The organism is Streptomyces sp. NPDC016469 (genome assembly GCF_040632905.1).
In the GTDB taxonomy this organism is placed as follows: Bacteria; Actinomycetota; Actinomycetes; order Streptomycetales; family Streptomycetaceae; genus Streptomyces.
Window position 1 is genome coordinate 1 of sequence record NZ_JBEYCQ010000024.1, and the last position, 22,857, is coordinate 22,857.

18 protein-coding genes are annotated in these 22,857 nt (G+C 72.6%); 5 read left to right on the top strand and 13 right to left on the bottom strand.

Annotation, left to right across the window (positions count from 1 at the left end; genetic code table 11):
- Positions 1-115 precede the first annotated feature (115 nt).
- Complete coding sequence (manD, locus tag ABZ565_RS25185) at positions 116-1,330, bottom strand: D-mannonate dehydratase ManD (protein ID WP_361031060.1); 1,215 nt, start codon at positions 1,328-1,330, stop codon at positions 116-118.
- Positions 1,331-1,411: 81 nt separating this feature from the next.
- On the opposite strand from manD, the gene ABZ565_RS25190 reads away from it, so the two are divergent.
- Positions 1,412-2,614, top strand: coding sequence for an MFS transporter (locus ABZ565_RS25190; protein ID WP_361031063.1), 1,203 nt, complete (start codon positions 1,412-1,414; stop codon positions 2,612-2,614).
- A gap of 74 nt (positions 2,615-2,688) precedes the next feature.
- On the opposite strand, the gene ABZ565_RS25195 is transcribed toward ABZ565_RS25190, so the two are convergent.
- From ABZ565_RS25195 to ABZ565_RS25205, 3 genes are all read right to left on the bottom strand, one after another.
- Positions 2,689-5,076: a glycoside hydrolase family 9 protein gene (locus tag ABZ565_RS25195; RefSeq protein ID WP_361031066.1), complete on the bottom strand. Its 2,388-nt coding sequence runs from the start codon at positions 5,074-5,076 to the stop codon at positions 2,689-2,691.
- A 191-nt stretch (positions 5,077-5,267) separates the two neighbouring features.
- Positions 5,268-7,103 (bottom strand): SpoIIE family protein phosphatase, encoded by a 1,836-nt coding sequence (locus ABZ565_RS25200; protein ID WP_361031304.1) that lies wholly within the window; start codon positions 7,101-7,103, stop codon positions 5,268-5,270.
- A gap of 206 nt (positions 7,104-7,309) precedes the next feature.
- Positions 7,310-7,471 carry a hypothetical protein gene (locus ABZ565_RS25205; protein ID WP_164402861.1) on the bottom strand — a complete coding sequence of 54 codons (162 nt, stop codon included), beginning with the start codon at positions 7,469-7,471 and terminating at the stop codon, positions 7,310-7,312.
- Between the two features lie 200 nt (positions 7,472-7,671).
- On the opposite strand from ABZ565_RS25205, the gene ABZ565_RS25210 reads away from it, so the two are divergent.
- Positions 7,672-9,585 (top strand): ABC transporter ATP-binding protein, encoded by a 1,914-nt coding sequence (locus ABZ565_RS25210; RefSeq protein ID WP_361031069.1) that lies wholly within the window; start codon positions 7,672-7,674, stop codon positions 9,583-9,585.
- 50 nt (positions 9,586-9,635) lie between these two features.
- Here the strand turns inward: ABZ565_RS25210 and ABZ565_RS25215 are convergent, their stop codons facing one another.
- Positions 9,636-10,421 carry a PepSY domain-containing protein gene (locus ABZ565_RS25215; RefSeq protein ID WP_361031072.1) on the bottom strand — a complete coding sequence of 262 codons (786 nt, stop codon included), beginning with the start codon at positions 10,419-10,421 and terminating at the stop codon, positions 9,636-9,638.
- A gap of 201 nt (positions 10,422-10,622) precedes the next feature.
- On the opposite strand from ABZ565_RS25215, the gene ABZ565_RS25220 reads away from it, so the two are divergent.
- Positions 10,623-10,931, top strand: a complete 309-nt coding sequence (locus ABZ565_RS25220; RefSeq protein WP_361031075.1) for a hypothetical protein — start codon at positions 10,623-10,625, stop codon at positions 10,929-10,931.
- Positions 10,932-10,982: 51 nt separating this feature from the next.
- Here the strand turns inward: ABZ565_RS25220 and ABZ565_RS25225 are convergent, their stop codons facing one another.
- The 6 genes from ABZ565_RS25225 to ABZ565_RS25250 all read right to left on the bottom strand — a co-directional run bounded on the left by ABZ565_RS25225 (position 10,983) and on the right by ABZ565_RS25250 (position 18,347).
- Positions 10,983-11,177, bottom strand: coding sequence for a hypothetical protein (locus tag ABZ565_RS25225; RefSeq protein WP_361031078.1), 195 nt, complete (start codon positions 11,175-11,177; stop codon positions 10,983-10,985).
- A gap of 186 nt (positions 11,178-11,363) precedes the next feature.
- Positions 11,364-12,497, bottom strand: a complete 1,134-nt coding sequence (locus ABZ565_RS25230; protein WP_361031081.1) for an acyl-CoA dehydrogenase family protein — start codon at positions 12,495-12,497, stop codon at positions 11,364-11,366.
- A complete protein-coding gene (locus tag ABZ565_RS25235; RefSeq protein WP_361031084.1) occupies positions 12,494-13,681 on the bottom strand; it encodes an acyl-CoA dehydrogenase family protein in 1,188 nt (395 codons plus the stop codon). The genes ABZ565_RS25230 and ABZ565_RS25235 overlap by 4 nt, the downstream gene beginning before the upstream one ends.
- Positions 13,678-14,646, bottom strand: coding sequence for an NADPH:quinone oxidoreductase family protein (locus ABZ565_RS25240; RefSeq protein ID WP_361031087.1), 969 nt, complete (start codon positions 14,644-14,646; stop codon positions 13,678-13,680). Before ABZ565_RS25240 ends, ABZ565_RS25235 begins: the two co-directional genes overlap by 4 nt.
- Before the next feature lie 163 nt (positions 14,647-14,809).
- Positions 14,810-17,473 carry a beta-N-acetylglucosaminidase domain-containing protein gene (locus ABZ565_RS25245; protein WP_361031090.1) on the bottom strand — a complete coding sequence of 888 codons (2,664 nt, stop codon included), beginning with the start codon at positions 17,471-17,473 and terminating at the stop codon, positions 14,810-14,812.
- 142 nt (positions 17,474-17,615) lie between these two features.
- Entirely contained in the window at positions 17,616-18,347 is a 732-nt protein-coding gene (locus tag ABZ565_RS25250; RefSeq protein WP_361031093.1) for a PIG-L deacetylase family protein, read from the bottom strand.
- A 138-nt stretch (positions 18,348-18,485) separates the two neighbouring features.
- On the opposite strand from ABZ565_RS25250, the gene ABZ565_RS25255 reads away from it, so the two are divergent.
- Positions 18,486-19,058, top strand: coding sequence for a rhodanese-like domain-containing protein (locus ABZ565_RS25255; protein ID WP_361031096.1), 573 nt, complete (start codon positions 18,486-18,488; stop codon positions 19,056-19,058).
- Positions 19,059-19,106: 48 nt separating this feature from the next.
- Here the strand turns inward: ABZ565_RS25255 and ABZ565_RS25260 are convergent, their stop codons facing one another.
- On the bottom strand, positions 19,107-20,402 hold the full coding sequence (locus ABZ565_RS25260; RefSeq protein WP_361031098.1) for an alpha/beta fold hydrolase: 1,296 nt from the start codon (positions 20,400-20,402) through the stop codon (positions 19,107-19,109).
- Positions 20,403-20,507: 105 nt separating this feature from the next.
- Between ABZ565_RS25260 and ABZ565_RS25265 the strand changes: the two genes are divergently transcribed.
- Positions 20,508-21,671, top strand: coding sequence for a betaine/proline/choline family ABC transporter ATP-binding protein (locus ABZ565_RS25265; RefSeq protein ID WP_361031101.1), 1,164 nt, complete (start codon positions 20,508-20,510; stop codon positions 21,669-21,671).
- Between the two features lie 21 nt (positions 21,672-21,692).
- Here the strand turns inward: ABZ565_RS25265 and ABZ565_RS25270 are convergent, their stop codons facing one another.
- Positions 21,693-22,841: a serine hydrolase domain-containing protein gene (locus ABZ565_RS25270; RefSeq protein ID WP_361031104.1), complete on the bottom strand. Its 1,149-nt coding sequence runs from the start codon at positions 22,839-22,841 to the stop codon at positions 21,693-21,695.
- Between the last annotated feature and the right edge of the window lie 16 nt (positions 22,842-22,857).

Below are 22,857 nucleotides of genomic sequence, written 5' to 3' on the forward strand. Positions count from 1 at the left end.
CGGTCGTGGACTGGCCCACCGAGCACGGCTACTACGACGTGGTGCTCACCGCCGACACCGGCACCGGCTGGACCCAGCGGTACGCGGGCCGGGTGCGGGCCCCCCGACGAAACGGTCACCAGTCGTGCACGGTGCCGTCCCGGAGCCGGTTGACGGGCAGATAGGTCTGCTCGTACGGGTGGGCCGCGGCGAGCCTCTCGTCCAGTTCCACACCGATACCGGGCGCCTCGCCGGGGTGCAGGAAGCCGTCGGTGAAGGTGTACGCGTGCCGGAACACCTCCTCGGTCAGGGCGTTGTGGCCCGAGTACTCCTGGATGCCGAAGTTGTGGACGGCGAAGCCGAGGTGGACGGCGGCGGCCATCCCGACCGGGGAGATGTCCTCGGGCCCGTGGATCGCGCTCTTGATCTGGTACTGGGCGGCGAAGTCGAAGAGCTTGCGCAGCGGGGTGACCCCGCCGAAGTGGGTGACCGCGCTGCGCACGTAGTCGATCAGCTGCTCGGTGATCAGCGTCTGGTAGTCGTGCACCGTGTTGAAGACCTCCCCGAGCGCGAGGGGCGTCGTCGTGTGCCGGCGGACGAGCCGAAGGGCTTCCTGGTTCTCGGCGGGGGTGCAGTCCTCCAGCCAGAACGGGCGGTACGGCTCCAGGTCCTTGCCGAGCCGGGCCGCCTGGATGGGCGTGAGGCGGTGGTGGGCGTCGTGGAGGAGCGGTATCTCCGCACCGAACTCCGCTCGTACCGCTTCGAAAACGGCCGGGGTGTGGCGCAGGTAGGCGTCCGTGTCCCAGTCCTCGACCAGGGGGCGGGCCTGCTGGTGCAGGACGGGCGCGCCGTGCTCGTCGGTGGCGTGCACCCCGTAGACGGCCTTGAGGCCGGGGATGCCCGTCTGGATGCGGACGGCGGGGTAGCCCTCGGCCAGCCGCTGCCGTACGGAGTCGAGCAGTTCGGGGATGTCGCGGCCGTTGGCATGGCCGTAGGTGGCGAGGCGGTCGCGGGAGGCGCCGCCGAGCAACTGGTAGAGCGGCAGCCCGGCCGCCTTCGCCTTGATGTCCCACAGGGCGACGTCGACGGCGGCGATCGCGGCCATGGTGACCGGGCCGCGCCGCCAGTACGCGCCCCGGTAGAGGTACTGCCAGGTGTCCTCGATCCGGTGCGGGTCCAGGCCGGTGAGCAGAGGCACCACATGGTCGGTGAGGTAGCTGACGACGGCGAGCTCCCGGCCGTTGAGCGTGGCGTCGCCGAGACCGGTGAGACCTTCGTCGGTCGTCAGTTTCAGCGTCACGAAGTTGCGGCCGGGGCTGGTGACGACGACCTGCGCGTCGGCGATCCTCATGGTGGCTCTCTTTCGGGCCGCGGCGGGCGGCAGCCCGTCGCCCTGACCGGGGGCCGCCCGCTGCATAGAGTGGCGTGCGTGATGGTGCGTGAGGATACGGGACGGACGGGCGGGCGCCGGGCGGGCTACCTGGCGGCGGCGGTGGTCTTCGCCATCGGCATGGCCGGCACCACGCTGCCGACCCCGCTGTACGGGCTCTACCAGAAGGAGATCGGCTTCTCCGAGCTGATGGTGACCGTGGTCTTCGCCGTGTACGCGGTCGCGGTCATCTCCGTACTCCTGGTGGCGGGCAACTACTCGGACAAGGTGGGCCGCAAGCCGGTGCTGCTGGCCGCCATGGCCCTGTCCGCCGCGAGTGCGGGGTGCTTCCTGCTGGAGACCGGGCTGCCCCTGCTGTTCGCCGGCCGGGTGCTGTCCGGCGGCGCGGCCGGCCTGCTGAGCGGCGCGGCGACGGCGGCGGTCATCGAGCTCGCGGGCCCGGGGCAGAAGGCCCGCGCCGGGTTCGCCGCGACGGCCGCGAACATGGGCGGTCTGGGCTGCGGCCCGCTGCTCTCCGGTGTGCTGGCCGAGTACACGCCCTGGCCGCTGTCCCTGCCGTTCTGGGTGCACCTGGGCCTGGTCGCCGTAGCGTGCGTCATCACGTGGCGGCTGGCGGAGACGGTGGCCGAGCCGCGGCGGTGGCCCCGGCTCGCACCGCAGGGTGTCCGGGTGCCGGCCGAGGTGAAGGGCGTGTTCGTACCGGCCTCGCTGGCCGCCTTCGCCGGTTTCGCGCTGCTCGGCCTGTTCACGGCGGTCGCGCCCAGCTTCGCGGCCGAGACGCTGGATGTGCACAACCTGGCGGTGACGGGGGCGGTGGTGTTCTCGGTGTTCTGCGCCTCGACGGTCGGGCAGTCGCTGGCCCCGCGGATCGGGGCGCGTCGCGCGCTGCCGCTGGGCTGTGCCGTGCTGATCGCCGGGCTGCTGCTCGTCGCCTCGTCGTTGCTTGCGCAGTCGCTGGTGCTGCTCGTCCTGGGTGCCGTCTGCGGGGGCATCGGGCAGGGGCTCGCCTTCCGGGCCGCGCTGACACTCGTGAGCGAGGCGGCCCCCGCCGAGCACCGGGGCGGCACGATCTCGGCGTTCTTCGTCGTCGCCTACACGGGGATCTCCCTGCCGGTGGTGGGAGTGGGCGCGCTGGCGACTGCGGTCGGGCTGCGCGATGCCGGGCTGGTCTTCACGGGCTGCGTGCTGCTGCTGGCGGCGGTGTCGGGGACGTACGCGGCTCTGCGGACGCCGTCAGAGGGCTGAGGGGCGGCCCCGCCGCGACCGGTCTGCTCGCCGGCGGGGCCGCCCCGGGGACCGCCGGGGCGGCGTAGGCCGTCTCAGCCGCACTCCTTCCCGTTGAGCGTGAAGGAGTCCGGGCCGGCGGCCGGCGCACCACTCGCCTGGAACCCGAACGAGGCGCTGCCGCCCGCCGGGACGGAGCCGTTGTGGCCCGCGTTCTTGACCGTGACCCGGGTGCCGCTCTGCGTGGCGGTCGCGTTCCACGCGTTGCTCACACGCTCGGCCCCCTGGAAGTCGAAGGCCAGCTGCCAGCCGTCCAGCGGCGTCGATCCGGTGTTCTTCACCGTCACATCGGCGGTGAAACCCGTGCCCCACGCCTGGCTGACCCGGTAGCTGACCTCACAGGCCCCTGGTTCGGGGTCGGGCGTGTCCGTCGGGTCGGGCGTCGGGGAGGGGTCGGGGGTCGTCGTCGGATCGGGAGTGGTCGTCGGATCGGGGTCCGGCCCGGGGTCCGTGCCGTCCGGCGCGCTCCCCCACTGGGGCGCCGAGCCTTCGAGGAGCACCATGTGCGGGGCGTCGACGGGCGTGCCGCCCGGGGTCGTCGCCGTCGACGGGTAGGACCAGTCGTTCGACGGGTCCCAGGCACCGGCCGAGCTGATCCGGAACTGCACCTCCTTGCGGTACGCGGACTGGCCGGCCGGTGCGATGTCCGTCCCCGAGCAGTCCACCGTGGCGTAGTAGACGTCACCCGCCACGTGCGTCGGGCCCGTCACCGCGCCGCACTGGTTGTAGTTGGTGGTGAAGCTGATGTCGCCGGGTGCGACGCCGGGCTCCAGCGTGAAGTAGTAGCGCACCGAGGCGTCGGTGAGCGCGCGGGCGGGCCACGCGGACCGGTTGATCAGGTACGCCTTGATCTCGGTGAAGTTCGATCCGGCCGCGTTCACCGACGCCTGGACGGACATCTCCGGCCCGTCCGGCTCCTCCGGCTTCGGGAAGCCGGTGAGCGGGGCCCCGCCGTACTCCGCGTAGAGCCGGGCCAGCGCCCCGGTGAAGGCGGCGTTGTAGTCGGTGGCGACCTCGTTGTTGACGTAGTTCGAGCGGTCGTCGGTGTACGAGTCGTTGGCGGCGCTCGGGCCGCCCACCAGGGCCCCGTACAGGGTGTGCCGGCTCTCCACGGGGTTGTTCATCTGGTCGGTCCACGAACCGTGGGCCGTGCGGTGGTGCGGCTTGGTCGGCGGGTTCTCGCCGAAGCCGACCACGTAGCTCGATCGGCGTGGGTTGTCGCCGAGCGCGTAGTTGATCTGGCGGACCGCGAAGTCGTGGTACCGGGCCTTGCGGGTGGCGTCACCGGTCAGCCAGTCGGAATAGCTCAGCGCGGCGAAGGCGGTGTTCGCGGCGTACCTGAGCGAACCCCAGCTGTCCAGCACGGCCTGGCCGCCCGGTGAGTAGGGCACCCGCTGCCCATTGACGCCGACCGTCCACCAGTCGAGCCAGCGGTTCGCGTCGTCGACGTACTTCTGCTTGCCCGTCAGCTGGGCGAGCAGCACGTAGGCCCCGTAGGAGGTGTCGTCCCAGGAGAGCGTCCAGCGGTAGGACCGGGTGGTGGTCTGCGGCTCGGTGGAGAGGTTGTCGTAGTACGACTCGGCCTTGGCGAGGTACGCGGTGTCGCCGGTCGCCTTGTACAGCCAGATGGCGCCCCAGACGAGTTCGTCGTTGTACCCGCTCCAGGAGTTGTAGTAACTCTTCGCGTCGGTGATGCAGTCGCTGTACTTGCCCCGGTAGGTGTCGGCGAAGGTGTACAGCTGCTTCGCGTGGGTGATCAGCTTCGCCGCGTACGCCGGGTCGCTGTCGGAGAACACCATCGAGGAGGAGGCCAGGGCCGCGGCCGTCTGGCCGGCCAGGTCGCTTCCGGGGCAGGAGGCGTCGATCTTGTACGCCGGGCGCTTCATCGGCATCACCTCGGCGGGGCCCCACCATTTGTGGTCGTCGCCGCCGTTGCCGACCTGCCCGTACAGCACGTTGGGCGAGGGGTGGGCCTTCAGGAGGTAGTCGTCCACGAAGCGCAGGTTGTTCCGCAGGTACGGCAGCTGGCCCGACGCCTGGTACGCCGCCTTCTGCTCCGTACCGCCCCAGGCGAGCATGGTGGCCGAGTAGGCCATGGGAAGGCCGAACTTCACATGGTCCCCGGCGTCGTACCAGCCGCCCGTCAGGTCCAGGCCGGCGTCCTTGCCGTCGTCCAGCGCGGAGTCGCCGCGCCACGAGACGCGGTTGGTGTCGGGCAGCTCGCCGGACTGCTGGGCCTCGTAGAAGAGGACGGACTTCTGCAGTGCCTCGCCGTAGTCGAAGGCGGGGGCGGCCGCCGCGCCGGCCGGCAGGGACAGCGGGAGCAGCAGGCCGGCGCCGACGGTGAGAGCCAGGGCTACGGCTCCGAGGGGGCCTGGTCTTCGGGACCGCCTTCGCAGGGCGGGGAGGGTGAGCGAGCGCAACGGACTTTCCCTTCGTCACGTCGGTGGGGGTGCCGGGTGTGTGCGGGGTGCGTGCGTGGCCCAGCGGGGTGTGGGAGCGCTCCCAAGGGCGTTGCTCATGAAGCCAGTTCCCGGGAGAGCTGTCAACGGTTGCGGCACGTCCTCTTCAGCCGCGCACACGGCGGGCCCGGCGGAGGCTGCCCGGCCCGGCGTCAGATGACCGGCACGTCCCCGCCCTCGGCCGGGGCGGCCTCGTTCAGCGCGAACCAGGCGGTCTTCCCCTCCGGTTCGGGTCGTACGCCCCACTGGTCGGCGAGGATGTCCAGCAGGAGGAGACCGCGGCCCGAGGAGGCGAGCTCGCCCGGGGTGCGCTGGTGGGGCAGTTCGTCGCCGCGGTCCATGACCTCGACCTGCAGCCGGCGGGTGCCGGTCTCACCGGAGACGGTGGCGTTCAGCGTGCCGTCCTGGTCGGTGTGCACGAGGACGTTGCCGAGGAGTTCGGTCGCCAGGAGCACGGCGGTGTCCACCTGGTCCGGGCGCGCCCAGTCGTGCAGCAGCGCCTTGAGCTCCGCGCGGGCCTCGGCCAGGCCCTCGCCCTGGTCCTGGCCGACGGTGAGCATCAGCCGGCGCTGGCTGACCTCGGCGCGCGCGTGGATGGCGTCGCGGCGCAGCAGCAGGAGGGCGATGTCGTCACCGTCGCGTGCGACGGCTTCCTCCCGGGCGCCGGGGCCGGGCTCGACGACGGCCGCCATGAGCCGGTCGGCCATGCCCTCCAGGTCGTCGGCGGGGCCGGGCGAGAACGCGTCGCGCACCCGCACCCAGCCGGTGTACATGTCGTGGCCGCCGTTCTCGATGAACCCGTCGGTGCACAGCATGAGGATCTCGCCCTCGTGCAGGCGCACGGTGTCGACGGGGTAGTCCTCCTCGCCGGGCATCAGTCCGAGTGGCAGCCCGCCGCTGACGTGTTTGAGGACACATGTGCCGTCCGGCATGCGCAGGACGGGATGCGGGTGGCCCGCGCGGGCGATGTGCAGGTCGCCGGTGGACGGGTCGGCCTCGATGTAGAGGCAGGTCGCGAAGCGGTCCTCGTCCAGAGTGGTCAGGAAGCGGGAGGCGCGGGCCAGGACCGCGTCGGGGCCGTGCCCCTCGGCCGCGTACGCGTGCACGGCGGTACGCAGCTGGGCCATGAGCCCCGCGGCGTGCACGTCGTGTCCCTGGACGTCGCCCATCACGACGGCCATCCGGCCGTTCGGCAGGTCGATGGTGTCGTACCAGTCCCCGCCGACCATGAGGCCGCCGCCGGTCGGCACGTAGCGGGTGGCGACGCTGAGCCCGGTCAGGGCCGCGCCGGCGGTGTGCATGCTGCGGCGCAGGCCCCGGGAGAGTTCCAGTTCGGCGCGGCTGGCCCGGGCCCGTTCGAGGACCTGGGCGATCATGCGCCCGGTGACGGTGAGCAGGGCGCGCTCGCTCGCCGTGAAGTCCAGGGGCGTGCGGAAGGCGGCCAGCCAGACCCCGACGACCCGGCCGGCGGTCACCAGCGGCAGGAAGGCCCACGCCTCACGGCCCTTGCGCGCGGACAGGTTCCAGGTCGCCGGGAAGCGGCGGCGGTAGTCCTGCGTGGAGCCCAGGTAGACGGCGCGCCCGGTGCGGGCCACCTCGGCGGCCGGGTAGCCGGTGTTCATGGGCATGCGGAACCCGCGGCCCGCGCCGCCGGGCCGGAAGCCGTACTGCCCGAGCGCGGTGAGGTTGCCCTCGGCTATGCCGAAGACGCACTGTCCGTCCAGCGGGAAATCAGGGGCGTACAGGCCGGCGGCGAGCCTCAGGGCCTCGTCGAGGGTGTCGGCCGCGGCGACCGCGTGTCCGGCCGAGAGCAGCAGGGAGTCGCGGCGTCTGGCCTCCTCCGCCGTGCCGTCGGCCCGGGCCCCTTGATCCGGACCCGGGGGAAGCGCCGGGTCGGGGCCCGGCGCCTGCATCCGGTTCAGCGCCTCGATCTGGTCCAGCTCGGCCTCGAACGCGTCGGTCGGTGGCTCATGCCGTTCACCACCCATCCGGCTTCCCTTCGTCCCGGTGTCCTCGGCGACTGTTCGTTCCATGCTCCGACGGGAGAGCCGGGTCCGCAGTGCGAGACGTCCCCGCGCCGCGCCCGGAGTGAGCCGGACGGGGTGGTGCGGTCCGGGCCGTCCGCGCGGCCGGCCGGGGTCACCGGCGGATGGGGAGGCGCTCGGACCTAGGCCGGGCCGGGACGGTTCGCGGGCTACCGGTACGCCGGTGACCTGCGGATATCACTGAAGTCGATGGCCCGGTCGGCCTCCCGCATGGTCTCTTCAGCCACCCGGCGCACCTCGGCCGGTACATCCCCGTGCTCCTCCACGAGACCGGCGTAGATCGGTGCGTCGGTACTGTCTGTGAAACTCACGTCGAACTGCCTCAATCGGTCGTGTCTGCCGTGGTCCGGCCGGAAACAGGGGCCGATTCTACGCAGGTGCGACGCCGGGCCCGCACAGGGCACCGGAAATTTGACCTCAAGTTCGCTTGAGCTTCTAGCGTTCTTTCCACACCCCGGTTCGCACCGGCCGCCGGGGCCGTACCGATCCGTCCTGCCCCGGAGGCACCCGTATGAGTATGGAAGTCACCGCGTGGTCGTCGCTGCACAGCGCGATCAACGCGCAAGCGGACCGCCGCCCCTTCTCCCGGGCCACCGTGCGCCGGATCGCCTCGTTCGCCCGTCCGCGCCGCCGCCAGCTCTACCGGTTCCTGCTGCTCAGCGTGGTCACCGCGCTGCTGGCCGTGGCGACACCGCTGCTGGCGGGCCGGGTGGTCGACGCGATCGTGCAAGGCAAGGAGAGCGGCACCGTCGTCCGTCTCGCCCTGCTGATCGCCGTGATCGCCGTGGCGGAGGCCGGGCTCGGGCTGCTCACCCGGCTGCTGTCGGCCACGCTGGGCGAGGGGCTGATCCTGGACCTGCGCACGGCGGTCTTCGACCATGTGCAGCGGATGCCGGTCGCCTTCTTCACCCGGACCCGGACGGGGGCCCTGGTGAGCCGGCTCAACAACGACGTGATCGGCGCTCAGCGGGCGTTCAGCAACACCCTGTCGGGGGTGGTCTCCAATGTGGTGACGCTGGTGCTGACGCTCGCGGTGATGCTGACCATCTCCTGGCAGATCACGCTGCTGGCGCTCGTGCTCCTGCCGGTGTTCGTCGTACCGGCCCGGCGGATGGGCTCGCGGATGGCGCGGATGCAGCGTGAGGCGGCCGGGCACAACGCCGCGATGAGCACGCAGATGACCGAGCGGTTCTCGGCGCCGGGCGCGACCCTGGTGAAGCTCTTCGGCCGGCCCGCCGACGAGTCCGCCGAGTTCGCGGCGCGGGCCGGGCGGGTACGGGACATCGGCATCCGTACGGCGATGGCGCAGTCCACCTTCATCACGGCGCTGACCCTGGTCTCCGCGCTCGCCCTGGCCCTCGTCTACGGGCTGGGCGGCTACTACGCGCTGCACGGCAGCCTGGAGCCGGGCGCGGTCGTGACGCTGGCGCTGCTGCTCACCCGGCTCTACGCCCCGCTGACGGCGCTGGCCGGCGCCCGGGTCGAGGTGATGAGCGCGCTGGTGAGCTTCGAGCGTGTCTTCGAGATCCTGGACCTGAAGCCGCTGATCGCCGAGAAGCCGGACGCCCGTACGGTGCCCGAGGGACCGGTGTCCGTGGAGTTCGACGGGGTCTCCTTCGGCTACCCGTCCGCCGACAAGGTGTCGCTGGCCTCGCTGGAGGAGGTCGCGACGCTGGACTCCCGGGGTGGCACGCGGGTGCTGCACGACGTCTCGTTCCGGGCCGAGCCCGGCCGCATGGTAGCCCTCGTCGGCTCGTCGGGCGCCGGCAAGTCGACCATCGCCCAGCTGCTGCCCCGGCTCTACGACACCGACGAGGGAGCGGTACGGCTGAACGGCGTCGATGTACGCGATCTCACCGCCGAGTCGATCCGTGAAACGCTCGGCATGGTCACCCAGGACGGGCATCTCTTCCACGATTCGGTGCGCGCCAACCTCCTGCTGGCCAGGCCCGGTGCCACCGAGGACGAGATCTGGGACGCGCTGCGGCGCTCGCGGCTCGACGGGCTGGTGGCGTCGCTGCCCGACGGGCTCGACACGGTCGTGGGCGAGCGCGGCTACCGGCTCTCCGGCGGTGAGCGGCAGCGGCTGACGATCGCCCGGCTGCTCCTGGCCCGGCAGCGGGTGGTCATCCTGGACGAGGCGACCGCGCACCTCGACTCCACGTCCGAGGCGGTGGTGCAGGAGGCCCTGGCCGAGGCGCTGGAGGGGCGCACCGCCCTGGTGATCGCGCACCGGCTGTCTACGGTGCGGGCCGCCGATCTGATCCTGGTGGTGGAGGAGGGCCGGGTGGTGGAACGGGGTACGCACACCGCGCTGCTTGCGGCGGGTGGCCGGTACGAGGAGCTGTACCGGACGCAGTTCGCCTCGCCGGACCCGGCGGGCGGTCAGCAGCCGGAGGACCAGGAGCCCGTGGGGTCCGCCTGACGCGAGCGCCCCCGGTCCTGCGGACCGGGGGCGCTCGGTGCGTGGGGTGCTCAGTCGCTGTCGGTCTCCTCGTGGGTGACCGAGCCGTTGGACGCGTCGATGTCGAAGGTCGTCTTCTTCCAGTCCTTGGTGACGACGTCGGTCTTCCAGACGAGGACGTTCTTGTCGTTCTCGTCCAGGTCGAGGGACGTCACCGTGCCCTTCTTCTCGGCCAGGGCGGCCTTCGCCGCCTGCTGGGGCGTCTGCTTGGCCTCGGCGACCCGCTTGACGGTCTTGGCCTTGTCCGAGGAGTCCTGGTCGGAGTCCTCGGTCGAGCTGACGACCTTGCCGGAGACGGCGTCGATGCGGACCTTGTGCTTGGCCCCGGACTTGGTGGCGACGGTCGCGACCCACTGCGGTCCGGCCCCCGGCGTGGCGCTGCCGGTCGGCGACGGGCTGCCGGTCGGCGAGGGGCTGGGGCTCGCGCTCTCGTCGTCTTCCGTGTCGCCCGGGCCCTTGAGTTCGAGCTCGATGAGCTTGCTGTCCTTGACCGCGCCCTCGGCCGTGGTGATGGCCTTGTCGTAGGTGACCTTGGTGGCGGAGATCAGCTCCTTGCGTTCCTTCTGGTCCTCGGTCATCTGACCGGGTGACGCGCTCCCGGTGGGGGACGGGCGCTTCGTCGCCTCGGGCACGGCGCGGGCCGCCTCCGAGGTCTTCGTGCTCGCGGAGGTGCTGCCGCTGTCCTGGCCGCAGCCGGTCAGCAGGGCCGCGCTGAGCACGACGCAGGCGACGCCTGCGGCGCGCACACGGTGGGCACGGAGGAATCCGGTGTTCTTGGAGGGGGAGTCACATGTCATGCCCGCATGCTTAACCGCCGCACGGCCCCGCCATGTGGAATGACCGCTCAGTGTCACCCGATCGACCGCCATCCCGCCCCGGCCCCGCGTGTCGCCGGGGATCGGGGGGATTTCGTGCACGCCGGGCGAAGATGCGACGACCGTGCGAATTCCCTGGTGACGCGGGTCGCGATCCGGCCGCTTTGGTGCGAGCCTGAATGCATGACCTGGGCGTCCTGGACAACACGCGGAGTGTATTCGGGGCACGGCGGCGTGCTCACCGAGGAGGTCGGGCCGCTGTCCGGTGACCTGACCATCCACACCACTTGGGCCGAGGGCACGGCACAGATCACCGTGCAGTACACCGATGCGGCCGACTGGTTCACCATGGCGGGCAGTCCCGTGCCCTGTCCGTCGGAGGAAGCGAGCCGCGCACTGCACGCGGCCGCCGTCGAGGCGGTCCGGCAGGGCTCCGCGGCGACGGTTCCCGTACCGCAACCCGGCCCCGAACACGCGGCGGGCTCGGAATGACCGGTCCCGTCCGGGTACGGGACCGGTCACCGAGGCGCGCTGTGCGAACGATCAGGGCCTGATGCCGCTGACGACGTCGGCGGTGGCGGTGATGCCGTCCTGGATCGTGGGGGCCATGCTGGTACCCGCGAGAAGGAAACCGAGCATTCCGCACACCAGCGCGTGCGAGAGCTTCATTCCGCCGCTGCGCAGGAAGATCACCGCCAGAATCAGCAGAAGCAGCACCACTGAGATCGAAATTGCCATGGCCAACCTCCTCCGCCGCGCCTGATTTGCGGCATTCGGCGTCAGTGTGGCGCAGGGCGCGGGCCGTCCGGCGCACCGGCGTGTCCGCCAAACGGGTAGGGCTTGGGTCGAGGCCGCCCGAGCGGGGAATGGGGGTGGATCGCGCAGGGGGCGCGGGGTCGTTCCCACGCCCCCCGCGGCGAAACCTCAGGGCGCCGGCAGCTCCATGAGCGCGGCGACGGTGTCCCGGTGGCGTCCCGCCGTGCCGTACGCGGTCGCGTCGGCCTTGGCCCGCTTCAGGTAGAGGTGCGCGGGGTGCTCCCACGTCATCCCGATCCCGCCGTGCAACTGCACGCACTCCTCGCCGGCGTGGACCGCGACCTTCGAGCAGTACGCCTGCGCGACGGCCACGGCCAACGGCGTGTCGGGGCTGCCCGTGGCCAGGGCGTCGGCGGCGTTCCGCGCGGCGGCCCGGGCCGAGACGACCTCCAGCCAGAGCTGCGCCATGCGGTGCTTGAGCGCCTGGAAGGAGCCGATGGGCCGGTTGAACTGGTGGCGCTCCCGGGTGTGTCGCACCGTCTCGGTGAGGCACCACTCGGCGAGTCCCAGCTGTTCGGAGGCGAGCAGTCCGGCCCCGGCCAGCAGCCCCCGGTTCGTCGCGCGCCTGCCGGCCCCGGCGTCCGCGAGCCGGGTCCCGGTGGCGCCGTCGAGCGTGACGGTGGCGAGCGGGCGGGTGAGGTCGAGCGCGACGAGCGGCTCGACCCGTACGCCGGGCGCGTCGGTGGCGACGGCGTACAGGCCGTCGGCGGTGGGGACCAGGAGCACGTCGGCGGCCGCCGCGTCGGCGACGGGGCCGAGCGTCCCGTCCAGGGAACCGGTCACCGCGGACACCGGCACGCCCGCCGAGTCCGCCGAAGCGGCCGCGAACGGCACGGCCACCACCGCGACCTGGCGCCCCTCGGCGAGTGCGGCAAGGAGTTCCGCGGCCGGCCCGTCCTGCGCCCCGAGCGCCAGCAGCGTCTCGGTGGCGACGACGGAGCTGGTCAGGAACGGCGCGGGCGCGACGCTGCGGCCCAGCTCCTCCAGGACCACTGCGGCCTCGCGGTGCGTGGCGCCCTGGCCTCCCAGCTCCTCGGGCACGAGGAGTCCGGCGGCCCCGATGCCGGTGGCGAGCGCCTTCCACAGCTCCGGGTCGTACGGCGTGTCGGACTCGGTGCGGGCGATCACCGACGGCGCGTCGGCCCGGTCCGCGAGCAGGGAGCGGACGGCGGCGCGCAGGTCCTCCTCGGTCTCCGAGTAGAGGAGGTCGGGCGCCTGGGCGGCTTCGGTCTGTGCGGTCATCGGGAGAGGTCCTTCCAGGCGACGTCCTTGTCGTTGCGGGGCTCGGAGGGGAGACCGAGTACCCGCTCGGCGACGATGTTGAGCAGTACCTCGCTCGTACCGCCCTCGATGGAGTTGCCCTTGGAGCGGAGGTAGCGGTAGCCGGCGTCGCGGCCGGTGAAGTCGACCAGTTCGGGCCGCCGCATGGTCCAGTCGCTGTACAGCAGGCCCTCGTCGCCGAGGAGTTCCACTTCGAGGCCGCTGAGCTCCTGGTTGAGCCGGGCGAACGCGAGCTTCATCCCCGAGCCTTCGGGTCCCGGCTGCCCGGCGACGAGCTGCTGGCGCAGGCGCTCTCCGGTGAGCCGGGCGACCTCCGCCTCGACCCACAGGGTCAGCAGACGCTGGTGCAGGTCGTGGGTGCGCAGCTCGGGCCGTTCGCGCCAGGTCCTGGCGACCGGGCCGATCATGCCGCCCTCGCGGGGGATGCGGGAGCCGCCGATGGACACCCGCTCGTTCATGAGGGTGGTCTGGGCGACCTTCCAGCCCTCGCCGACGGGCCCGAGCCGGTGGCTGTCGGGGATGCGCACCCCGGTGAGGAAGACCTCGTTGAACTCGGCCTCGCCGGTGATCTGGCGGAGCGGCCGGACCTCGACGCCCGGGTCGGTCATGTCGCAGATGAAGTAGCTGATGCCGCGGTGCTTGGGCAGGTCGGGGTCGGTGCGGGCGATGAGGATCGCCCAGCGCGCGAGGTGGGCGCTGGAGGTCCACACCTTCTGCCCGTCGACCACCCAGTCCTCGCCGTCGCGCACCGCGCGCGTGCCGAGGGCGGCGAGGTCGGAGCCCGCGCCCGGTTCGCTGAAGAGCTGGCACCAGACCTCTTCCCCGACCCACAGGGGCCGCAGGAACCGCTGCTTCTGCTCGTCGGTGCCGAAGCCGAGGATGGTCGGGGCCGCCATGCCCAGGCCGATACCGATGCGGCGCGGGTCGTTGTCGGGGGCGTTCGCGGCGGCGAGTCCGGCGTCGACCACGGGCTGGAGGGAGCGCGGGGCGTCGAGGCCGCCGAGTCCGGCGGGGTAGTGCACCCAGGCGAGTCCGGCGTCGAAGCGCGCCTTGAGGAAGTCGGTGCGCTCGGTGGTCGCCGGGGGGTGCGCGGCGAGCAGTTCACGGGTGCGGCGGCGCAGTTCGGCGGCGTCGGGTGCGGTCATCGGGCGGCTCCTGACGGGAGGACGACGATGCGGCCGGTGCTGGTGCCGTCGGCGACGCGCTGGACGGCGGCCGCCGCCTCGTCCATCGCGACCCGCTCGCTGATCAGCGGCTTGATGACGCCTTCGGCGGCGAGCCGGGTCAGCTCCCGGTGGCAGTCGCATACGGCCTGCGGGTCCTTGGTGTTGTAGAGGCCCCAGTGGAGACCGAGAACGGAGTAGTTCTTGACGAGGGCGTGGTTGAGAGCGGGGGTGGGAATCGTGCCGGAGGCGAAGCCGACGACGACGACGCGCCCCTCGAAGGCGATGCACTTCACGGACTTGGCGTACGCGTCCCCGCCGACCGGGTCGTAGACGACGTCGGCGCCCCGGCCGCCGGTGAACTCCTTGACCGCCGCGACGATGTCCTCGGAGTGCCGGTCGATGACCAGGTCGCAGCCGAGCGCGGCGGCTGTCTTCGCCTTCTCGGGGCCGCCGACGACGCCGATGACGGTGGCACCGGCAGCCTTGCCGAGCTGGACGGCGGCGCTGCCCACCCCGCCGGCGGCGGCGTGCACGAGCAGGGTCTCCCCCGCCTTCAGGCGGGCGCGCCGGTGGAGCCCGAACCAGCCGGTCTGGTAGCCGATGTGCAGGGCCGCGGCCTCCGCGTCGTCCAGGGATTCCGGGGCGTCCAGAAGGGCCGCCTCGTCCGCGACGACGTACTGGGCGAGGCCGCCGTTCGGCAGGGCGGGGGTGGCGAGCACCCGGCGCCCGTCCTCGGTGCGGCCGCAGATCTCGACGCCCGGGGTGAACGGCAGCGGGGGCCGCACCTGGTACTGGCCCCGGCAGAGCAGCGCGTCGGGGAAGTTGATGTTCGCCGCGAGCACCTCGACGATCACCTGCCCGTCGCCGGGCACCGGCCGGTCCGTCTCCTCCAGCCGCATCACCTCGCTCGGCTCGCCGTTCCGGTGCACTCGCCATGCCTGCATGAGGGGCCTCCACAACGCTGTCGGCATTACCACTGCTCCAGGGCATACTAAGCGGTCGCTTGCCTCTGTGGGAACAACCTGCGGACCACGGTCCCGAACACGGTCGTGCGCCCGGCTCCGCCGCGAGGAACGCGGGGCGCCGGGCGCACGGCCGTGCGCGGGGCTACTTGCCCACGACCACCTCGGCGACCTGCGGCGCGGCCGTCGCGGCCCGCCAGGCCAGCCGTACCGCGTCGGCGGTGCGCCCCGCGGTGTCGATGGCGGTGTAGGCGCCACTCAGCGCGCCTACGGTGTGCCAGGCGCCGTCCGCCGTACGCAGCTGGACGTCGGCCGTGCCCTCGGAGCCGGACGGCCGCAGCACCGTCACCGAGCCGACCGGCCGCGCGGCGACGAGGTCCACCTCCAGCGACTCACCGCTCCCCGCCGCACGCGCGCCCTTGTACACGGTGCCCGGGTCGCCGTCGGCGGCCGCGCGCAGCGAGGAGCCGGTGGCGGCGGGCGGGTTGCCGGTGACCGCGCCGTCCGTGGTCGCGACCTGGAATTCGCGGACGACGACCCAGCTGCTCTGCCCGGCGGTCGCCCGGGCCCGCACATAGCGCGCCTTCGTCCCGGCGGTCGGGGCCGCCGTGACGTCGGGCCTGCCGGAGAAGTCCGCGAGCTTCTGCCAGTTCCTGCCGTCCGCCGAGTACTCCAGGACACCTGCGTGGAGGTAGTCGTCGGTGCTGCCCGGCTTGGCCATGTCGAGCGTGATGGAGCCGATGGCCCGGGACTCGCCCAGGTCGACGGTCAGCTGGTCCCCGGCCGCGGGCGCCCCGTCGCTCCAGAAGTACGTGGAGTCGTCGCCGTCGAGCATCCGGGCGACGGTGTTGCTCTGGTACGTGCCCAGGCTGGTCGAGGCCGTCGGCCTTCCGCTCACACCCAGCAGCCGGTCGTACTCGGCGGTGGCGGCGTCGGTGAACCCGTCCAGCTGCCCGTCGCCGACCAGCACGGGCACCTTGCGGCCGTCGAGCCCGGTGTACGTGAACGAGGCGGCGCGCTCCACCTGTGCGGGCAGTTGCTGCCGGAGCTCCCATGCCTGGGCTCCCTTCCCGGCACGGGCGGCCTCCACCATGCGCAGGGCGGTGCGCGTGGCGGTCGCCCAGGACTCCGTGGCGTCCAGCCAGGGGCCGGAATCAGCGATGAAGCCCCGGTCGGGCAGCGCCGCGCGCAGCCGGGCGGGGGCCGCGCCCAGCGAGGCCAGGACGGAGTCGAGCCGCCTCGCGTCCCCGGACTCCCAGTAGCGCGCGAAGGCGGCGGACAGCTCGGGCGCCTCGGCGGTGTTGAGCGCGGAGCTGTAGTTGACGTCGGCGAAGGCCCGCAACGCCTTCGCGGTCCGGGCGTCGCCGCCCGCGTACTCCTCGATGCCCTTGCCCCAGGACTCGCGCGGATCGTAGGCGGCGTCGTTCCAGGCGTAGTCCGCGACGGTGTACAACGACAGCTTCGACGCGTACGACTGGATCATCGGGTTGGCGGTGATGCCGGCGAGCCGTCCGGGCAGCCCCTTCTCGCGGCCGTTGAACGGGCCGAGCAGCAGCCGGTTGGTGGCGTAGTCGTTGACCGGGTAGTTGTCCCAGGTCAGGATCGGGTGCCCGAACACCTTCCGGGCGGCGTCCGCCTGAGCGGCCGTCATGGTGGGCGCGACGACGCCGACCCCGGTCCACTCGACCAGCACATCGGGGTCGAGCTGTTCGGACAGGGCCGTCTTGTAGGCGGAAGAGCTGACGTTGTAGTACTCGGTGGGCACCATCTGGAGCGGCTGGGCGCCGGGGTGGGTGGCGATGAACTCCTGGTTGACCCGGTTGAGCAGATGGGCCTGGGCGGCCCCGGCCGCGCCGCCGCCGGTCCCCCACTTCGCCTTGTCGGCGTCGCAGTTCCAGTTGGTGTAGCTGATGTCGTCCAGTGGGACCGCGAAGGTGCGGACGCCGATGTCCCACATCGTCTGGAACTTGCCGACGAGCGCCTTCACGTCCGCGTCGGAGCTGTAGCACACCGAGAGGCCGGGTGAGAGGGCGTAGGTGAACTCGACGTGCCGCTGGGCCGCCCGGTCGGCGAGGTCCTTGATCTCGGCCAGCCGGCCGGCGGGATAGGGGTCGCGCCACTTGGCCCGGAGGTAGTCGTCGTCCTTGGGCGAGTACACGTAGATGTTCATCTTGTGCTCGCCGTAGTAGTCGAGCTGGTCGAGGCGGGCCTCGTGCGACCAGGGGGTGCCGTAGAAGCCCTCGATGACCCCGCGCAGCGCGGTGCCGGGCCAGTCGCGCACGGCGAGTCCGGCGACCTTGCCGCCCGGGTGTTCCCGGTGCGGCAGGACCTGGCGCAGGGTCTGCGCGGCGTAGTAGGTGCCGGTGGTGTCCTTGCCGGCGAGGACGATCCGGCCGGCGCCGATCCCGAGGACGTAGCCCTCGGCGGGCAGTGCGGCGGGCCCGTCGAGCTTCTGTGCGGCGAGGGCGGCGGCGTCACCGGCGTACACGGTGAGTCTGCCGGGGACAGGGTGCTTCGCGCGGACGACGTGCTTGGCGCCCGCCTTGAGCAGGGCCGTCTCCACCACGTCGAGCGTGGGTCCGTCGGACGTCTCGCCGACGACGAGGGTGACGGTGGGGGTGACGACCACCCGGTCCGGGCGGGGCTCGGCGGACTGCGGGGTCGGCGTGATCGTGGGTGCGTCCTGGGCCTTGGCCGGTGCCGGTGGGGCGTCGTCCGCCCGGGCGGACGGTCCGGCGGCCAGCATGCCGCCTGCGAGCAGGGTCGCCGCGGCGGTGAGTGCGGTGATGCGGGGCGGGCGAGGCGTCACAGATCCTCCATTGGTCACTCAAGTCACCAGAGTCGCGCAACACAACGAGACTGAATTCAACATCCTGGCGCTTACATGTCAATGGTCTGGACAACATCAATGCGCCGACCTGTGGTTTTACGGCCGGCTGCCCCCTGGGCGACTACCGGGCGAAGAGCTCGAACGGAACCGCCGGACGCCCGCCGAAACGCTCGGCGGCGGCCTCGGCGTTGCCGGTGAGGAAGGTACGGCAGTACGTCTCGGGGTCCTCGTCCGTGAGGACTTCGATGTACGTGCGGTGGGCCAGGAGGGACTGCACGGACCGTTCCAGCCCGGGAGTCGCGTCCACCGCGTGGGTGGGCGTGGACGATCCCGCCACGGCCACCCAGCGCACCCCGTCCCACGGTTCGAGGCCCTGCTCCCTCAGCTCCGGAAAGATCCACCGGTTGCCCGCGTCGGCCGCCGCGTCGAGCGTGGCGCGGCCGACGGCTCGGTGGTCGGGCGTGTTCCACGTGACACCGCCCCAGGTGTCACGGTGGTTGAGCGTGATCACCAGCTCGGGGCGGTGCCGCCGGATGGCCGCCGCGATGTCCCGGCGGAGCGGGACGCCGTACTCGATCACCCCGTCCCGGTGATCCAGGAACTCGACGCGGGAGACGCCGACGGCCGCCGCGCTCGCGCGCTGCTCCCGCTCGCGCAGCGGCCCGCACTCCTCCGGTTCGAGGGTGTCGATCCCGGCCTCACCCCTGGTCGCGAGGAGATACGTGACCTCGCGTCCGCCATCGGTCCAGCCGGCCACCGCTGCCGCGCAGCCGTACTCCAGGTCGTCGGGGTGTGCGACCACGGCGAGCGCGCGCCGCCAGTCCTCGGGCATGGGCTTCAGCTGCTCAGTCATATCCGCAGGCTAACGGGCAAGGCGGGGTGAGACCCGTGACACGACCGGCAGTGATACCCAGGGGGGTATCCTTGGCCGTTCGGGGCAGGAGAGAGCGAGACCTGCCCCGTACCCCGGCGAACGAAAGGAACACAGCTCGTGACCAGCCCCGTATCCCTCTCCCCCGCCCAGGCGGCCGCCCGGCTCACGGAGTTCACCGTGATCGACGTACGCGCACCCGGCGAGTACGCGGCGGGGCACGTGCCGGGGGCGCTGAACATACCGCTCGACCGGCTCGACGAGGCGCTGCCCGCGCTGAAGTCCGCGTCCGCGCGCGGCGCGCTGCTGATGGTCTGCGCCTCGGGTGCCCGCTCGACGCGCGCCTGCGACGTACTGTCGACGGCCGACATCGACGCGGCGACGCTCGCCGGCGGCACCTCCGCCTGGGAGAGCGCGGGCCACGGCCTGGAGCGCCCGGTGGGCGCGCGGGCCACCTGGCCGATGGAGCGCCAGGTCCGGCTGGCGGCCGGCTCGCTCGTGGTGGCCGGGCTGCTGGCGGGCGTCAAATTCCCTGCCGCGCGCTGGCTGTCCGCCGGTGTCGGCTCCGGGCTCGTCTTCTCCGCCGTCACCAACACGTGCGGGATGGCGGCGGCCCTGTCGAAGCTCCCGCACAACCGCGCGCCGCGCTCGGCGGCGAACCTGCACGCGACCCTGGACGCCCTCCAGGGCTGAGACATCGCGCCGGGCCGGCCTCATGCGGCCGGTCCGGCGCGATGTACGTCAGACCTCGTCGCGGACCAGCGCGAGCAGCCGGTCCAGCACGCGCGGCCCGCCCGCGCGCAGCCCGTCGTGCTCGAACTCGTCGGTCACCCAGGTGCGCAGCCCCCGGATCGCGGCGGCGGTGCGCAGCGCGTGGGCGGTGTCCACGTACATGTCGTCGTGGTACACGGCGGCGGCCACCGGGACCTCATTGGCGGCCAGGCGCTCGGGGTCGTACAGCGGCTCCCAGTCGGTGCGGGCGGCGAGGAGCGCGGCCGTCTCGCGCAGCGGGCGCAGTGCGGGGTCCACCTCGAAGTGCCAGGGGTGGATGGACTCGCCCGTGAACAGCACCGGCCCGTCGCCCGCGAGGGCCGTCGCGGCGTCGAACTGCGGGAACTCGGCGCGGACCCGCTCGGCGGCCCAGTCCGTGGGGCGCCCGCCCTGGCCGTAGATGGCCTCGTGCATGAGGGCGTACAGGGGGTGTCCGGCGAAGGAGGTCGCCGCGCGCACGGATTCCTGGAAGGTGTCGGAGAGCTCGGTGCCGTGCGGGGTGCGGACGAAGGCGTTCTCCAGGAGGTAGTGCAGCTGGTGGCTGCCGCTGCCGCCGCCGAGCATGATGCCGAGGGACTGGAAGCTCTCGGGCGTCAGCCGGTGCCCGGCACTCTCGGGGCGGTGCTCCGCGAGGTGAGCGGTGATCTCCCGGGCGCGTTCTGCGTCCTGCGGGTAGCGGGCGTAGTGCGCGGCGACCTTCCGTTCGATGCGGGGGTACGCGGCCCGGTAGACGTCGTCCGCGTGGGCGTCGAGAGAGGGCAGACCGCCGGTGATCAGGACGGTGTTCAGCCCCTCGGGGGCGGCCGAGAGGTAGCGGACGGCGCAGAAGCCCCCGAAGGACTGGCCGAGCACGGTCCAGGGCGCGCCGCCGGTCAGCCGCGGGCGGATGGCCTCGCAGTCCCGCACGATGCTGTCCGCGCGGAAGTGCGCGAGGTAGTCGGCCTGCTCGCGCGGCCCGCCCCGCAGCGGCAGGGTCTGCCGGTTGGCCGGGGTGGACAGGCCGGTGCCGCGCTGGTCGAGCAGGAGCACCCGGAATTCCCGCACCGCCCGCCCGAGCCATGCCTCGGCGCCGGTGAAGCGCCGGGCGCCGAAGCCGGGACCGCCCTCCAGGTACAGCAGCCAGGGCAGCTCCTGACCGGCCTTGGACGCGGCCACGATCTCCCGGCCGAAGACCTCGATCTGCTCGCCGCCGGGGTCGGCGTGGTCGAGCGGGACGGTGAAGCGGTGGTCGGTGAGGACCAGGCCGGGCTGCCGGTAGCTGTTCAAGGGTGCTCCTGGATCGGACGGTTCCCGGACAGTTCAGCACACCGGCGTGCCCCGGACGGTCGCGGCCCGTGTGCGGCCGGGGCACCGGGCTCCTACCGTGCTCTCATGATCCGGTTCGAGCAGGTCGGCAAGGTCTATCCGGACGGCACGACCGCGGTCGACGCGCTGTCCTTCGAGGTCGCCGAGGGAGAACTGGTCACCCTGGTCGGCCCGTCGGGCTGTGGCAAGACGACCACGATGATGATGGTGAACCGGCTGATCGAACCGACCTCGGGCCGCATCCTCGTGGACGGCCGGGACATCGCGAAGACCGACCCGGTGAAGCTGCGCCGCGGCATCGGCTACGTCATCCAGCAGGTGGGGCTCTTCCCGCACCGGACAGTGCTCGACAACACGGCGACCGTGCCGGCGCTCGTCGGCTGGAAGCGGTCCAGGGCCCGGGAGCGGGCTGCCGAGCTGCTGGATCTGGTGGGGCTCGACCCGTCGGTGTACGGCTCCCGCTACCCGGCGCAGCTCTCCGGCGGTCAGCGCCAGCGCGTCGGCGTGGCGCGGGCGCTCGCGGCCGACCCGCCGGTGCTTCTGATGGACGAGCCGTTCGGCGCGGTGGACCCCGTGGTGCGCGAGCGGCTGCAGAACGAGTTCCTGAAGCTCCAGTCGAGGGTGAGGAAGACGGTCCTGATGGTCACCCACGACATCGAGGAGGCCGTCCGGATGGGTGACCGGATCGCGGTGTACGGGCAGGGGCGCATCGAGCAGTTCGACACGCCGGCCGCGGTGCTCGGCTCGCCCGCGACCCCGTACGTGGCGGAGTTCGTCGGCGCGGACCGGGGGCTGAAGCGGCTGTCGGTCACCGCGATCGAACCGGACGACCTGGAGCAGCCGCCGCTGGCCCGCCTGGACGAGCCGGCGGGGGTGGCGGCGGCCCGGCTGGGCGCGGCCGGCGCGCGCTGGGCGGTGGTGCTCAACGAGGCGGGCGAGCTGCACGGCTGGGTGTCGGCGGACGCGCTGCGGATCGCCGGGGACCAGGGCACGGTGGGCGAGCTGGCCCGCCGGATGGACGCGTGGGTGCCGGTGGGCGCGCCGCTGAAGCGGGCGTTCAGCGAGATGCTCCAGCGGGACGCGGGGTGGATCGCGGTGCTGGACGGGGCGCGGTTCCTGGGGGTGCTGACCCCGGCGAAGCTCCATGAGGCGCTGCGGCGTTCGGTGGACGCGGACGCGCAGGGCGTGGGGCGCGACGAGGTGCGGTTCGACTCGGTGGCGGACGCCTGAGGTGCGCGCTCCGGTGGCCGGTCAGGTTGCCGCGGCGTACTGCCAGAAGTCGCGCATCGGCAGCGGCGGTGTGGGACCGGTCATCTCCACCTGGGTCAGCAGGATCGCGGCCGTGCCGGTGGCCGGGACGATGTGCGCCGTGGTGCCGGTGCCGCCGACCCAGCCGTAGCGCCCCGGCACGTTCCACGGGGCGGTCCTGTCCACGTCCACCGAGCCGCCGAAGCCCCAGCCCTGCCCCTCGGTGAACAGCCCGCTCGCCTCGCGCTGCGCGGGGGTCAGGTGGTCCGTCGTCATCTGCCGCACGGACGCGGGTGCCAGGAGGCGCCGGCCGCCCACCGTGCCCTCGCCGAGCAGCATGCGAGCGAAGGCGTACAGGTCGTCCGCGGTGGAGACCAGTCCGCCGGCTCCGGACGGGAAGTCCGGCATGCTGCTCCACTGCCCGGCCGGGGCGTCGGTCAGCTCCACACCGCCGTCCGCGCCCGGCCGGTACAGGCTGGTGAAGCGGCCGAGCTTCTCCGCCGGGACCGCGAAGCCGGTGTCGCTCATGCCGAGCGGCGCGAAGATCCGCTCGGCGAGGAACTCCGGCAGCGGCTGCCCGGCGACCCGGGCGATGAGCACTCCCAGGATGTCGGAGCAGGTGTTGTACAGCCACTCCCGGCCGGGGTGGGAGAGCAGCGGGATGCGCGAGAGCGTGTCCATCCAGGCGTCCGGGGGAAGAACGCCGCGCGGCCGCGGCGAGCCCTGCTTCAGCTCGCTGAAGAGCAGGCGGACGGCGGGCAGCGAGAAGTCGGACGGGAATCCGTACCCGGCGCGGGACGTCATGAGGTCGGACAGGGTGATGGGGCGCGAGGCCGGGACCACGTCGTCCACCGGGCCGTCCGGGGTGCGGACGACCATGGGGGCCGCCAGCTCGGGCATCCAGGGCGCGACCGGGCCGTCCAGCGCGATCCGCCCGTCCTCGACCAGCATCATGGCAGCGGCGGCCACGACCGGTTTGGTGAGCGAGGCGATCCTGAAGACCGAGTCCCGGGCCATCGGAGTGCCGTCGTCCGTACCGGCGCTGCCCACCGCCAGCACCTCCACGCGCCCGTCGCGCGCCACCAGGCCCACGGCGCCGGGAACCGGTCCGTCGTGGACGTGCTTCTCGAGAACTTCGCGCAAGGTGCTCATCGCTCCGCCTACTCCT